The following is a 13,087-nucleotide window of genomic DNA, read 5'->3' as shown; positions in this document are numbered from 1 at the left end:
CCTCCGCGCCGTCGGCAACCGTCGACCGGATCTTGTGGCTGAACGGCGGCTCCTGGCCTCTGCCGACAGCCGTCCCAAGCACCTCGGGTGAGCCAGGACGCATCACCGCGGTGACCGCCGTCGCCACCCTCGCCACCGGGCTCGCCGCCCCCCGGCTCACCCCCGCCGTGCCGGCTTGCCCTCCTGCCCTCCTGCAGCCGACCACAGGCCCCCGACCGGCGCTTTCCGCGCCACCCCTGGGCACCCGCACAACCCCACCCCGCCCGCATTGGGACCGCGCAGCGTCCTCGCCCGAACACCTGTACCGCCCGCCCGCGCCCGTGCTGTCGTGGGCTGCCCTTCCCCCGAAGCCCCGTGCCCGACGGCACGGACCCGAGGAGCCGTGATGCCCGAAGCACCACCGGACGAAGAGGCCGCCCTGTACGTCGAGGGCCTCGACGTGACCTACGGCCGCGCCCTGTCCGCCCTTCGTTCCGTGTCCTTGACCGTCCCGCACGACTCGGTCGTCGCCCTGCTCGGCCCCAACGGCGCCGGCAAGACGACCCTGCTGCGGGCGGTGTCGGGCACCCTGCGCCTGCATCGTGGAGCGATCACGGCCGGCCGCATCCGCTACGGCGCCACGGAACTCGACGGACGCGACCCGGTCGCCGCCGTGCGTGCCGGAGTCGTGCAGGTCCCCGAGGGGCGCCGGGTCTTCGCCGGGCTCACCGTGGACGAGAACCTCCGCAGCGGCGGCCTCGGCCTCGGCAGGCGCCGGCCCGCCCAGGTCGCCGAGGCCCGGGACCGGGTCTTCGCGCTCTTCCCGCGGCTGGCCGAACGCACCGGGCAGGCCGCCGGACTGCTCTCCGGCGGCGAGCAGCAGATGCTCGCCATCGGCCGCGCCCTGATGGCCGCCCCGCGCCTGCTCCTGCTGGACGAGCCCTCGCTGGGCCTCGCCCCGCAGATGGTCTACCGGATCGCCGAGGTCATCCGGGAGATCAACGCCCAGGGCACCGCCGTCCTCCTGGTCGAGCAGAACGCGGGCATGGCCCTGTCCCTGGCCGACACCGCCCACGTCCTGGAGGTAGGCGAGGTCCGGCTCTCCGGCCCCGCCGACGAACTCGCCGGCACGGACGCCGTACGGCGCCTCTACCTGGGCGAAGCCACCGAGACCACCGAGACCACTCAGACCACCGAGACGACCGAGACCGCCGAGACGACTGAGACCACCGAGGCCGCCGGGACCACGCACACGACCCAGAGCGCGCACACGACCAAGACCACCGGCACTACCGAGGGGCAGGGAGCCGCGTGACCGTCCGTACCACCGCACCGCCCGAACTGGCCGTCACGGACGTGACCGTCCGGTTCGCCGGGCTCACGGCCCTGGACGCCGTGTCCTTCACCGTCGTCCCGGGCACCGTCCACGCGCTCATCGGCCCCAACGGAGCCGGCAAGTCCACCTGCTTCAACGTCCTGTCGGGCCTGTGCCGCCCGGCCACCGGCGCCGTACGGCTCGGGGACGCCGAACTGACCCGGCTCGCCCCGCACCGCCTCGCCGCCCTCGGCGTCGCCCGCACCTTCCAGAACATCGTCACCACCCAGGGCACCGTCGCCGACAACCTGATGCTCGGCCGGCACGCCCTGTCCCGGGCCGGATTCGCCGCCAGCGCGCTGCGTCTGCCGCACGCGCGGCGCGAGGAGCGCGAGCACCTGGCCCGCGCCCGGGAGATCGCCGAACTCACCGGCCTGGCACCGCACTTCGACAGCCCCGTCGCCCTGCTGTCCTACGGCGACCGCAAGCGCGTCGAGCTCGCCCGCGCCCTCTGCCTGGAACCCCGGGTCCTGCTGCTGGACGAGCCGGTCGCCGGGATGAACGCGGCCGAACGCGTCCGCACCGTCGAGGTCGTGCACGCCGTACGCGCCGAACTCGGCCTGTCCGTGGTGCTGGTCGAGCACGACATGGGGCTGGTGATGCGTCTCGCCGACGAGGTCACCGTCCTCGACTTCGGCCGTGTCATCGCCCACGGCACCCCCGACGAGGTCCGCCGCGACCCGGAAGTGCTGCGGGCCTATCTCGGCACCGGGGCCGAAGAGGAGGACGCGGCATGACCACTTTCCTGGACAACGTCTTCAACGGGCTCGCCCTCGGCGCGGTCTACGCCCTCGTCGCCCTCGGCTTCGTCATCATCTTCAAGGCGTCCGGCGTCATGAACTTCGCCCACGGCTCGCTGCTCCTGCTCGGCGGCTACGTCACCGCCGTACTCCACGACGACCTCGGCTTCGCAGGTGCCCTCGCGGTGTCCGTCCTGGTGACCGCGGCCGTGGCCGGGGCCATGGACCGCTTCCTGCTCCAGGCCGGCGGGGGAGCGGACCCGCAGGCCGCCCATGTGCAGACCATCGTCACCATCGGCGTCGACATCGTCATCCTCACCGACCTGTCGCGGCGCATCGGCGGCGACCTGCTCTCGCTCGGCGACCCCTGGGGCGACTCGGTCAGCGGGCTGGGGCCGGTGACCGTCGCCGACAGCCGCATCGCCGCGATCGTGGTCTCCACCGTGGTCATCACCGGTGTCTTCGCCTTGTTCCGGTACACCGACTGGGGCCTGTCGCTGCGCGCGTCGGCCGAGGACGTCGAGGCGGCCGCCCTGATGGGCGTACGGCTGGTGCGGGTTCGCATGCTCGCCTGGTGCCTGGCCGGAGCGCTGGCGGCACTGGCGGCGGTCTTCCTCGCCGCGTTTCCCGCGCCCGGCCTGGAGCGTACGACGGGGCAGATCGCTCTGAAGGCGTTCCCGGCGGCGATCCTCGGCGGCATGGCGTCACCGCCCGGCGCCCTCGCGGGCAGTCTCATGATCGGCCTGACCGAGGCGCTCGTCGCCGGCTACCAGTCCGACCTCCATGTCCTGGGCGAAGGGTTCGGCGATGTAGCGCCCTATGCCGTGATGGTTCTGGTGCTGCTGGTACGGCCCACCGGGCTGTTCGGCGGAAAGGCGGCGGTCCGTGTCTGAGCGACTCTCCCGTGCCCGCGCGATCCGCCTGGGCTGGACCTTCGCGGCCGTCGCCGTCCTGTGCGCGCTGCCCTTCTATCTCGACGCGTTCTGGCTGCGCATCGGCCTGTTCTCGATGGCGGCGGCCGTCGGTGCGGTGGGCCTCGGCCTGCTGTCCGGCACCGCCGGCCAACTCTCCCTCGGCCACGCCTTCTTCCTGGCGGTGGGCGCCTACGGCTACGTATGGCTGGCCGGAGAGCCCGGACCCGGCCTGCCGACCGTCGTCGCCGCCGTACTCGCGGTGCTGCTGGCCGGGGCGGCGGGTGGACTGTTCAGCCCCGTCGCCGGCCGGGTGCGCGGCATCTATCTGGGTGTCGCCACCTTGGCCCTGGTCTTCCTCGGCCACCACGTCCTGCTCACCGCCGACTCCGTCACCGGCGGTTTCAACGGCCGCTCGGTACCACCGCTGGAAGTGGGCGGCTTCTCCTTCTCCGCCGAGTCCGAACTGACCCTGCTGGGCGTGCCGTTCGGCGCCGAGGAGCGGCTCTGGTACCTGGGGCTCGCGCTGTTCGCGGTCACCTGGTTCACCGCCCGCGGACTGCTGCGCGGCCGTCCCGGACGTGCCCTGGTGGCGCTGCGCGACAGCGAGACCGCGGCGGCGGTGATGGGCGTCGACGTCTCCCGCTACCGCTCGGCGGCCTTCGTGGTGTCGTCGATGTACGCGGGCCTGGCCGGAGTGCTGCTCGCCCTCTCCTTCCGCCGCGTGGTGCCCGACTACTTCGGCCTCGTGCTGTCGGTCGACTACCTCGCCATGATCGTCATCGGCGGGCTGGGGTCGGTGGCCGGAGCGACCGCCGGTGCCGTCTTCGTCACCGCGCTGCCCCTGCTGATGACGCGTTACGCCGACCAACTCCCGCTGGTGGCCGCCCCCGGCACCACCGACGGCACGGTCGGGCCCACCGAGGCGGCCCGCTACCTCTACGGCGCGGCGATCGTCCTCATCCTGCTCTTCGCCCCCGACGGACTGCACGGCCTGGTCCGGCGCCTGCGGGTCCGCCTGCGCCGCCCCCGGACCGCGCCACCGCCCCCGAACGCCACCTCCCCTTCCCAATCACCCGCGCCAGCCGTACGAGCCAAGGAGCCCACCCCGTGAACCCCTCGCACCACCACACGCACCGCGCCGTACCGCGCACCAAGACACTCCTGGCCGCGGCCCTCGCCGCCGTCCTGCTCGCGGGCACCGGATGCAGCTCCAAGGCCAACTCCTCCGACAGCGCCGGCGACGGCGCCGACGGCGTCAAGACCGGCCCCGGAGTGACCGACAAGACCATCAAGCTCGGCGCCCTGACGGACCTCACCGGCCCGTACGCGACCCTCGGCAAGAGCATCGTGCAGGCGCAGCAGATGTGGGCAGACGAGGTCAACGCCCGCGGCGGCATCTGCGACCGGAAGGTGGAGATCGTGGTCAAGGACCACGGCTACGACGTCCAGAAGGCCGTCACCGCCTACGCCGACATCTCCGCGGACGTCGTGGCCCTGCCCCAGGTCATCGGATCGCCGGTGATGGCCGCGCTGCTCGACGACATCGACCGGGACAAGGTGCTGACCTTCCCTCAGGCCTGGGCCGCGTCGCTGCTCGACCGGGAGTCCGTGCAGGTCCTGGGCACCACGTACGACATCGACATGATCGCCGCCGTCGACTTCCTCACCCGCACCAAGGGCCTGGCGAAGGGCGACACGATCGGCCACGTCTACTTCGAGGGCGACTACGGCGCGAACGCGCTCGAAGGGTCGCAGTGGGCCGCGAAGAAGGCGGGCCTGAAGGTCGTCGGCCAGAAGATCAAGGCCACCGACACCGACCTGTCCGCGCAGGTTTCGGCGCTGCGCAAGGAGGGCGTCAAGGCGATCCTGATCAGCGCCGGACCGGCTCAGACCGCCTCGCTGGTCGGAGTCGCGGCCTCCCGGGGACTGAAGGTGCCCGTCGTCAGCAGTGCCCCCGGCTACGCCCCGCAGTTGATGAAGACACCGGCCGCGCCCGCGCTCACCGCCATGCTGAACATCGTCAGCGCCGCCCCGGCCGCCAGCTCCGACCTGGCCGGGGTGCGCAAGATGGTCGCCTCGTACAAGAAGAAGTACCCGGACTCCCTGGTCGACGCCGGCGTACTCTCCGGCTACAACGCCGCCCAGATCATGGGCGCCGACCTGAAGAAGGCCTGCGAGGGCGGCAGTCTCGCCCGTGAGGACGTCGTCAAGGCGCACCGCGCCCAGACCAACGTCGACGTAGGCCTCGGCAGCGCGCAGAACTTCTCCGACAAGGGGCAGCCGGCCAGCACCTCCACCTACGTGCACAAGCCGGACGCCAAGGCCGTCGGCGCCGCGGTGAACCTGGAGGAGGCGCACACCGCGCCCGGCGTCGAGGAGTACCTCGCCTCCCGCAGCTCGTGACGCCATGACCCGCGGGGTCGAGGCCGAGTACGGCCTCGACCCCGCGGCAGCATGCCCTGCGGGGCGGCCTAAGCGTCGTCGCCGTCGGCGGGGACGAGGGAGCGGGCGGCGGCGAGGATCCGTGCGCAGCGTCGCGTCATGGCCTCGGGTGACTGCTCCGGGTGGTTGATCCACCAGCGGACCAGGGCCGTGCACAGGCCGCGCCAGGCGTACTTGAGGGCGTCGGCGTCGAGCGGGTCGCCGGACCCGGCCGTGTGCAGGAGGTCGGCGGTACCCGTCGCGGCGAGGTCGTCGATGGCGCCGCGGTAGTACCTCGCGCGGAGGGCGGCGTCGCTGTCGGGCGGCAGTGTGGCGTCGTACAGGACGAACCACGCCTCGCGCTGCCCGTCCAGGGCGTTGAACAGGGCGTCCAGTACACGCAGGGAAGTGGGCAGCGCGCCGGTGGCCTCCTCGGCCATCGCGGTGCGGACGGCATCCAGCAGGCGTTCGCCGACGGGATCGAGACAAGCGAGGTAGAGATCCTGCTTGCTGCCGAAGTACTGGTGCAGCAGGGGCTTGGTGACGCCCACGCGCGAGGCGATGGCGGCCACGGTGGTGGCGTCGTAGCCGTGGCGGCCGAACTCCTCGGTGGCGACGGCCAGAACCTGCCGTTCGCGCGCGGCCCTCGGCACGCCCTTGGTGCCGGCCTTGGAGGGGAGCGTTGTCATGAGATCGATCTTACCCTACGGTAATTTACCGTAGGGTAAATTTCTTGGCCCCTCGCTGGGAGCACACTCATGCCTGCCACCGCGACCGACTCCGGCACCTCCCGCACCCGCTCCTGGTGGGGCTGGGGGTACGCCGACGCCCATCCCGACGACACCGAGTGCGCCGCCATGGGCGCCTTGCTGCCGGGAACCCTGGCGCTCCCGATGTCCATTCCCCGGGTCGCCGACCTCGCCATCGGCCGTCCCGCCGTGACGCCCCCGCCCTCTCTCGCCCACCTGGTCACCGCCGATCCCGAGGCGCGCGCGTCCCACGCCATGGGCAAGGCCTACCGTGACGTCATCCGGGCCCTGCGCGGCCGGCCCGGCCGGATACCCGACCTGGTCGCCCGCCCGACCGGCGACCAGGAGGTGGCCGACCTGCTGGACTGGGCCGGCGAGCACGACGTGGCCGTCATCCCCTTCGGCGGCGGCTCGTCGGTCGTCGGCGGCGTGGAGTACCGCGGCGACGCCCACCGGGCCGTGCTGTCACTGGACCTGACCTCGATGAACCGGGTCCTGGAGATCGACACTGCCGGCCGTTCGGCGCTCATCCAGGCCGGAGCGCTCGGCCCCGTGCTGGAAGACCAGCTCAGGCCGCACGGCCTGACCCTGCGCCACTTCCCGCAGAGCTTCGAGTTCTCCACCCTCGGCGGCTGGCTCGCCACCCGGGCCGGCGGCCACTACGCCACCGTCCACACCCACATCGACGACTTCGTACAGTCCCTGCGCGTCGTCACCCCCGCTGCGGCCGGTGCGTCCTGGCGCCTGCCCGCATCCGGCGCCGGACCGTCGCCCGACCGGCTGTTCCTCGGATCCGAAGGGGCGCTCGGCGTCATCACCGAGGCGTGGATGCGCCTTCAGGAACGCCCCCGGTACAAGGCCTCCGCGTCCGTCGCCTTCACCGACTTCCACCGCGCCCTCGACGCGGTGCGCGCCATCGCCCAGTCCGACCTCAGCCCGGCCAACTGCCGCCTGCTCGACTCCGGCGAGGCGCTGCTGTCCGGCGCCTCGAAGGACGGCTCCTCCGTCCTGGTCCTGGGCTTCGAGTCCGCCGCCGCCCCCGTCGACGAACGCCTCGCGACGGCCCTGGACATGGCCCGCGCCCACGGCGGCATCGGCACGGCACCGAGAACGGACGGCGACGCCCCGGCCGACGCGGCCGTCGGCGCCTGGCGCTCGGCGTTCCTGCGCATGCCCTACCTGCGCGACGGCCTGGCCCGCATGGGCGCCGTCGTCGAGACCTTCGAGACGGCCGCCACCTGGGACAAGATCCCCGACCTGATCGACGGCATCCGCACGGAGGTCGGCGCCGCCGCCCTCAAGGCCACCGGACACCAGGCCACCATCAACTGCCGCCTGACCCACGTCTATCCCGACGGCGCCGCCCCCTACTTCACCGTGGCCGTCGCCGGCCGGCCCGGCGACGAGGTCGCCGTCTGGGACGACATCAAGGCCGCCGCGACCGACGTCCTGCACCGCCACCGCGCCACCATCACCCACCACCACGCGGTAGGCCGAGACCACCGCCCCGGCTACGACCTCCAGCGACCGGCCCCCTTCGCGCTGGCGCTCCGCGCCACCAAGAACGCCCTGGACCCGCACGGCATCCTCAATCCGGGGGTTCTGTTGGACTGACGGCGAGTGGGTCGACTGCCTACGGACTGGCCCTCGCGGGTCGCGCGCCGCTCCCTTCCGAACCGTCGGCGCGGTCACGCAGTGCCTGGTGGACGGACCAGAGGACGGCCACGAAGGGGACGGCCACGACCGCGCCGATGAATCCGGCCGCGATGGCTCCGCCGACGACGGCGAGGGCCACGACGACCGGGTGCAGGCGCACGGCCCAGCTCATGACGATGGGATGCAGGAGGTGGCCCTCGATCTGACCGATGATCACGATCAGGGCCACGACGATGAGAGCGGTCACCGGTCCCTTCGTCGCCAGTGCGACGACGGCCGCGACGGCCAGGGCGATGGGCGAGCCGATCAACGGGATGAAGGCGGCCGCGAATTCCAGCAGGGCGAGCGGAACGGCGAGGGGGACGCGGAGCACGAGCAGGGCGATGCAGACCAGGACGGCGTTGGTGGCCGCGACGAGCAGGATGCCGTGGGTGTAGCCGTTGAAGGTCCGCCAGGCGGCCCGGCCGGCGACCATGAGGTGCTGCCGTGCCGTCGTTGGGAGCTGGTCGCAGATCCACTGCCACTGCCGGTCGCCGGAGTGGGTGAAGAACACGGCGCAGAACAGGGCCAGGGCGATGACGGTCAGCACTTCGAGCAGCCGGCTCGCGCCGCTCATCGCCTCGCTGATGAGGGTGGAGCGGTGGCTGGAGAGGAGTTTGCCGATCCGGGACTGGAGGTCGTTGAACGTGTCCGGAGGGAGCCGGAAGGGAGGCTCCTCCAACTGGCGCTCGATCCGGTCGATGCCCGCCACGAACTCCCTCTGCAGCCCCCTTCGCTGACCCGCCACGATCTCACCGACCAGGGCCAGCCCCCCGAAGACGATGACGATGCCGCCGACGACCGCGCCGGCAACGGCGAGCGGACGAGGCAGCTTGCGGGCGAGGAGTCCGGCCACGGGACGGAGCACGGTGGTGAGGACCAGGCCGAGGAACACGGCGACGGCGATCCGGTGAAACTGCCCCAGCACGGAGAACACGGCGCGGACGACGATCGCCACGACGATGATCCGCCACGCGTACGCGGCCCACGTCCGCAGCCACTCCGGCACGCGCGATTCCGCGCCGCTCGGGCGGCCGGCAGAGGAGGAGGGCGGATCGGGGGGCATGGCCATCCCCATGCCCGTACCACCCGCCCCCCGTCGCATCGCGGAGCCGGCCCGGAATTCGCCCGAAGGCCGGTACCGGTCCCGGCCTTCACCCCGGCGGAGTGCCGCCGGGTGGCGGAGCGTCGGGCTGCGGGCGTTGCGGGGGCGGCCGACAATTGCCCAGCGGAGGGCATGTCCGGCCGGCCGCGTCGTGCCGTGGTTCGTTGCCGTGGTGGTGTCGGTCCGAGAGGAACGTGCTCATGGGCGCTGAGTCTTCGCGGGCCGCGCGGACGGGGGCGTTCATCGCGGTGGCGGTCGCCCTGTTCTGCATCCAGCTCGACTTCTTCGCGCTTAACCTGGCCGTGCCCGGCATCGCCGACGAATACGGTGTCACCGCCTCGGCCGGCCAGTGGACGCTCTCCGCCTGCATGCTCGCCATCGGCTGCTGCTTCATCGTGGGCGGCCGGGTCGGCGACGTCTTCGGACGGCGAGGAGCCCTGCTCGGCGGTACGGCCCTGTTCGCGGCCGGCTCGGTCGGGTGCGCGCTCGCCCCCGGGCTGTGGGCACTCGTCGGGGCGCGGGTCGTGCAGGGTGTCGGGGCGGGCTTCGTCTTCCCCGTGTCGGTCGCCGTGATCTCCAACGCCTTCCCGGACACGACGCGAGCCCGCGCGCTGGGAGCGGTCTTCGGGATCGCCAACGTGGGTACGGCGCTGGGGCCGTTCGTCGGCGGCGGCTTCACCGAAGGGCCCGGCTGGCGCTGGATCTTCTGGCTGCTGGCTCCACTGAGCGTGCTCGCGCTGGCCGTGGCGTACGTGTACGTCCCCGACTCCCGGGATCCCACAGCACCGCGCCAACTGGACCTGACCGGCTGCGCGACCGTGGTGTGCGCGCTCGCGGCGCTCACGCTGGCCGTGGAACGCGGCAGCGCCTGGGGCTGGGACCACGCCCGCACCCTCACCCTGCTGGCCCTGTCCGTCGTCGCGGGCGCCCTGTTCGTACGGCGGGAGCTGCGCGCCCGTCATCCGCTCATCGACCTCGGGCTCTTCCGCAACACGCCCTATGTCCTGGTGACCGGCACGGGAACCGTCACCAACATGGGCTACGCGGTCACCGTCTTCGTCTCGACGCTGTACCTCCAGCAGGTGCGGGGGCTGTCACCGCTGGAGGCGGGCGTGGTGTTCCTGGCGCCCGCCGCGCTGGTGGCCATCAGCGGGCCGCTCGGCGCCAGGCTGTCCGGGCGCATGCGACCGGTGTCGGTGATGGCGCTGGCCGGAACGGTCGCCGGTACGGGGATGATCGTGCTCAGCCTGGTGACGGCCTGGTGGCTGTACGTTCCGGTGTTCGCCTGGTGCGGGCTGGGCCTGGGGCTGGGCTGGACGTTCGCGAGTGTGGCCACCCAGCAGGTCGTGGCGCCCGAGCGGGCCGGTGAGGCCTCGGGTGTACTGCTGACGTTCCTGGTCACGCTGGGCGGCGTCGCGCTGGCGGCCGCCGCGTCCGCGATCACGGCGATGGTGCCGGAGCGGTCGCCGGAAGCCGCGTACGACGCGATCCTGCGCTGCGGAGGTGCGGTGATCCTTGCGGCGGCCGCCGTCGTCCTGGTGGTACGCCACCGGCTCGCGGCCACCGGGGGCGTCCCGTCGGCCGGCCCGCCTCGTGCCTCCGGCTCGGGAGGGTTGGCCGACTCGGCCGGCCTGGATGACACGCCTGGCCTGGACGGTCCGCCCGGCCTGGACGATTCACTCGGCCCGGATGGCTCGGCCGGCCTGGACGATTCACTCGGCCCGGATGGCTCGGCCGGCCTGGGCGATTCACTCGGCCCGTACGACTCGCCCGGCCTGGGCGATTCACCCGGCCCGCACCACTCGCCCGGTTCGGGCCGCGCGCGGACTCCGGGCGTTGCCGGCCGGCCGGGCTCGCGGCCGTCACGCGGTGGGCGTCGGCCGTGACGGGCGCGGCGGAGCGGGCCCGGATCCTGCACCGGTCGGTGCGGGTGACCCTCGCCGCGTCGCTGGGCTTCTACACCTTCGTGTACGGGCTCGACGAACCCGTGCTCGCCCTGTACGCGCTCTTCGGGCCGATCTCGCTGGGCCTGTTGTCCCCGATCCCCGGATCCGGGCGGCAGCGGGCGGAGGTGATGCTGAAGGCGCTGCCCGTGGGGCTGGGTCTTGTGGCCCTCGGGACGGTGCTGGCGGTGCACACGTGGGCAGCGGTGCTGGGCATGCTCGTCGTGGGGTTCCTCCTCGCCTTCGCGGCGATCGCGGGCCCGCGCCCTGCCGGGGCGGCACCCGGACTCCAGCTCTTCTACATCCTGGCCTGCTTCCCACCGTACGAACCCGACACGCTGGGGCTGCGGTTGGCCGGTCTCACCTTCGGCGTGGTCGCGCTGGTGCTGTGTGAGCTGTTCCTGCTGCCGGATCCATCGGATCCGACGTACCGGGCGGCGCTCGCGCGGGCCCTTGCGACGGCGCGCGACACCATCACCGGGGACAGCGGCCTCTCACCGCAGGAGTTGAGGAAGGCGGGCGCTCGGCTGCGGCTGTCCAACACCTCGCCCGCCCAGCGTCCCGCAGGCCCGGGCCGCGCGGCCCGCGGTCTGGCCCAGGCGGGGTCCGCCGCCCGACGGCTGCTCGAACAGTTGGCCCATCTTGCAGAGATCGGCGAGCTGCGCGAACTCGTCCGGGGCGGGGCGGGAAAGGGGACCGGGACTGACGGCGCCCGGACGGGCGTCGAGGCAGGCCAAGACGGCAAGGACACGGCGCTCCGATCGCTGCTGCCACGCGTGGTGTCCCTCCTCGACGAGACCACCGCCGCCCTGCGCACCGGCCGGGCCGCTCCGGGTCCGCAGCGGATGGACGAGGCCATCGACGACTTCCAGGGGATGCGCGCACGGCAGGCGGCGGGACCCGCCGACGAGGTGCCTCCGGCGGACGTGTTGCGCAGACAGGCGGCGTTGCTGGCGGTCGCCGAGTCGGTGCGCGCCCTGGAGATCTCCGTACGGGTCGGCCTCGACGGACGGCGCACCCCGCCCATCGAACCCACGGAGCTGTTCTGGTACACCCACGCCACCACGCCCCAACTGTGGCTGCGCCGGATTACCGGCAACATCTCACTGCGCTCGGTGCAGTTCCACAACGCCCTGCGGATCGCCGCGGCATTGGCCGCCGCCCGCCTGGTGGCGGGCTCGCTGGATCTGACGCACGGCTTCTGGGTGCTGCTCGCGGTGCTCACGCTCAGTCGGACCACCGTGGGGGAGGCGTGGACGGCCATCCGCCAGGGCGTCACCGGCAACCTGGTGGGCGCCATCGCCGCGGGCGCGCTGCTCACCGGTCTGGGTCGGCACACCGAGGCGTACGCGGCCATCCTGGCACCGGCCATGCTGATCGCCTTCGCGGTCGGGCCGCTGCTCGGCATCGCCTGGGCGCAGGGCCTGTTCACGCTGGTGGTGGCCACCGCGTTCGCCCAGATCGCCCCGGCGTCCTGGCGGCTGGCCGAGGCGCGGATCGTGGACGTGGTCACCGGCAGCGCCATCGGTCTGCTGTGCGGGATGCTCGCCTGGCCCGCCGGCGCCCGCGCCGAGGTGCGCAGAACCATGGCGGGCCTCCTGTACGAGTGCGGCCCGCTGATCAGGGGCACCGTCGGCATGCTCGCCGCGGTGCCACCGGGCTCGGTGCCGGCCCCGGCCTCGCTCCCCGCGCTGCACCGGATGCGCCTGGCCGAGTCCGCCTACGCCCAGTTCCGCAGCGAACCCGGCAGCGACGCGCACGTGCGCGCCGACTGGCACGCAGTACTTCTCACCGCCCACCACATCCTGCTCGGCGCCCAGTGGCTGCCGCGCTTCGACCTGCCCACCGCCGCCCTGCCCCCGGAGGCGGCCGACCGGGCCCGAGCCGGTGCCCGCACACTCGCACAGACCACCGACCGGCTCGCCGACCTGTGCAGCGGCAGACGGCCCTCGTCACCCGACACGGCACCGCCGCCCGTGCGGCCGGCCGGGCCGCCGTTGCCCGCGCTGGTCGACCTCGACATGTGGCTGCGCAGCCTCACCGCCCAACTCACCCGCATCGAGGCCGGACTGCCCGAGGCGATCCGACGACCACCACGCGCCACGCCGGTCGCGGGCACCCCGGCCTCCGGGTCGGGGTCCGGCTCCGACGGCCGCGGAAGCTAGG

The 13,087-nt window shown here is 73.0% G+C and carries 10 protein-coding genes; 8 read left to right on the top strand and 2 right to left on the bottom strand.

Going from position 1 to position 13,087, the window contains the following annotated elements; translation table 11 throughout:
* Positions 1-385 precede the first annotated feature (385 nt).
* The 5 genes from ACZ69Q_RS30865 to ACZ69Q_RS30845 are packed head-to-tail and all read left to right on the top strand — an operon-like array spanning position 386 to position 5,411.
* Positions 386-1,294: an ABC transporter ATP-binding protein gene (locus ACZ69Q_RS30865; RefSeq protein WP_471047953.1), complete on the top strand. Its 909-nt coding sequence runs from the start codon at positions 386-388 to the stop codon at positions 1,292-1,294.
* Positions 1,291-2,091, top strand: a complete 801-nt coding sequence (locus tag ACZ69Q_RS30860; RefSeq protein ID WP_471047950.1) for an ABC transporter ATP-binding protein — start codon at positions 1,291-1,293, stop codon at positions 2,089-2,091. The genes ACZ69Q_RS30865 and ACZ69Q_RS30860 overlap by 4 nt, the downstream gene beginning before the upstream one ends.
* Entirely contained in the window at positions 2,088-2,987 is a 900-nt protein-coding gene (locus ACZ69Q_RS30855; protein ID WP_471047946.1) for a branched-chain amino acid ABC transporter permease, read from the top strand. Before ACZ69Q_RS30860 ends, ACZ69Q_RS30855 begins: the two co-directional genes overlap by 4 nt.
* Before the next feature lie 22 nt (positions 2,988-3,009).
* A complete protein-coding gene (locus tag ACZ69Q_RS30850) occupies positions 3,010-4,119 on the top strand; it encodes a branched-chain amino acid ABC transporter permease (RefSeq protein ID WP_471048261.1) in 1,110 nt (369 codons plus the stop codon).
* Positions 4,116-5,411 (top strand): ABC transporter substrate-binding protein, encoded by a 1,296-nt coding sequence (locus ACZ69Q_RS30845; protein WP_471047943.1) that lies wholly within the window; start codon positions 4,116-4,118, stop codon positions 5,409-5,411. The genes ACZ69Q_RS30850 and ACZ69Q_RS30845 overlap by 4 nt, the downstream gene beginning before the upstream one ends.
* A 68-nt stretch (positions 5,412-5,479) precedes the next feature.
* On the opposite strand, the gene ACZ69Q_RS30840 is transcribed toward ACZ69Q_RS30845, so the two are convergent.
* Positions 5,480-6,118 (bottom strand): TetR/AcrR family transcriptional regulator, encoded by a 639-nt coding sequence (locus ACZ69Q_RS30840; RefSeq protein WP_471047941.1) that lies wholly within the window; start codon positions 6,116-6,118, stop codon positions 5,480-5,482.
* Between the two features lie 69 nt (positions 6,119-6,187).
* Between ACZ69Q_RS30840 and ACZ69Q_RS30835 the strand changes: the two genes are divergently transcribed.
* Positions 6,188-7,792, top strand: a complete 1,605-nt coding sequence (locus tag ACZ69Q_RS30835) for an FAD-binding oxidoreductase (RefSeq protein WP_471047938.1) — start codon at positions 6,188-6,190, stop codon at positions 7,790-7,792.
* A gap of 19 nt (positions 7,793-7,811) precedes the next feature.
* Here ACZ69Q_RS30835 and ACZ69Q_RS30830 read toward each other — a convergent pair whose 3' ends face one another.
* Entirely contained in the window at positions 7,812-8,945 is a 1,134-nt protein-coding gene (locus ACZ69Q_RS30830; protein WP_471047936.1) for an AI-2E family transporter, read from the bottom strand.
* A gap of 233 nt (positions 8,946-9,178) precedes the next feature.
* Here ACZ69Q_RS30830 and ACZ69Q_RS30825 point away from each other — a divergent pair, with 233 nt between their 5' ends.
* Both ACZ69Q_RS30825 and ACZ69Q_RS30820 read left to right on the top strand, forming a co-directional pair.
* Positions 9,179-10,864 carry an MFS transporter gene (locus ACZ69Q_RS30825; RefSeq protein ID WP_471047933.1) on the top strand — a complete coding sequence of 562 codons (1,686 nt, stop codon included), beginning with the start codon at positions 9,179-9,181 and terminating at the stop codon, positions 10,862-10,864.
* The gene (locus ACZ69Q_RS30820) at positions 10,861-13,086 is read left to right on the top strand and encodes an FUSC family protein (RefSeq protein ID WP_471047931.1); all 2,226 of its coding nucleotides are present in this window, start codon (positions 10,861-10,863) and stop codon (positions 13,084-13,086) included. Before ACZ69Q_RS30825 ends, ACZ69Q_RS30820 begins: the two co-directional genes overlap by 4 nt.
* Position 13,087: the final 1 nt, after the last annotated feature.

The sequence above is a fragment of the Streptomyces sp. NPDC036764 genome (assembly GCF_055609385.1).
This window is presented reverse-complemented; position numbering and strand designations above follow the sequence as displayed.

Excerpts from the sequence above, each read along its gene's own strand:
- ACZ69Q_RS30825 (WP_471047933.1), top strand. The coding sequence starts at position 9,179 with ATGGGCGCTGAGTCTTCGCGGGCCGCGCGGACGGGGGCGTTCATCGCG.
- ACZ69Q_RS30835 (WP_471047938.1), top strand. The coding sequence starts at position 6,188 with ATGCCTGCCACCGCGACCGACTCCGGCACCTCCCGCACCCGCTCCTGG.
- ACZ69Q_RS30830 (WP_471047936.1), bottom strand. The coding sequence starts at position 8,945 with ATGGCCATGCCCCCCGATCCGCCCTCCTCCTCTGCCGGCCGCCCGAGC.
- ACZ69Q_RS30855 (WP_471047946.1), top strand. The coding sequence starts at position 2,088 with ATGACCACTTTCCTGGACAACGTCTTCAACGGGCTCGCCCTCGGCGCG.
- ACZ69Q_RS30840 (WP_471047941.1), bottom strand. The coding sequence starts at position 6,118 with ATGACAACGCTCCCCTCCAAGGCCGGCACCAAGGGCGTGCCGAGGGCC.
- ACZ69Q_RS30865 (WP_471047953.1), top strand. The coding sequence starts at position 386 with ATGCCCGAAGCACCACCGGACGAAGAGGCCGCCCTGTACGTCGAGGGC.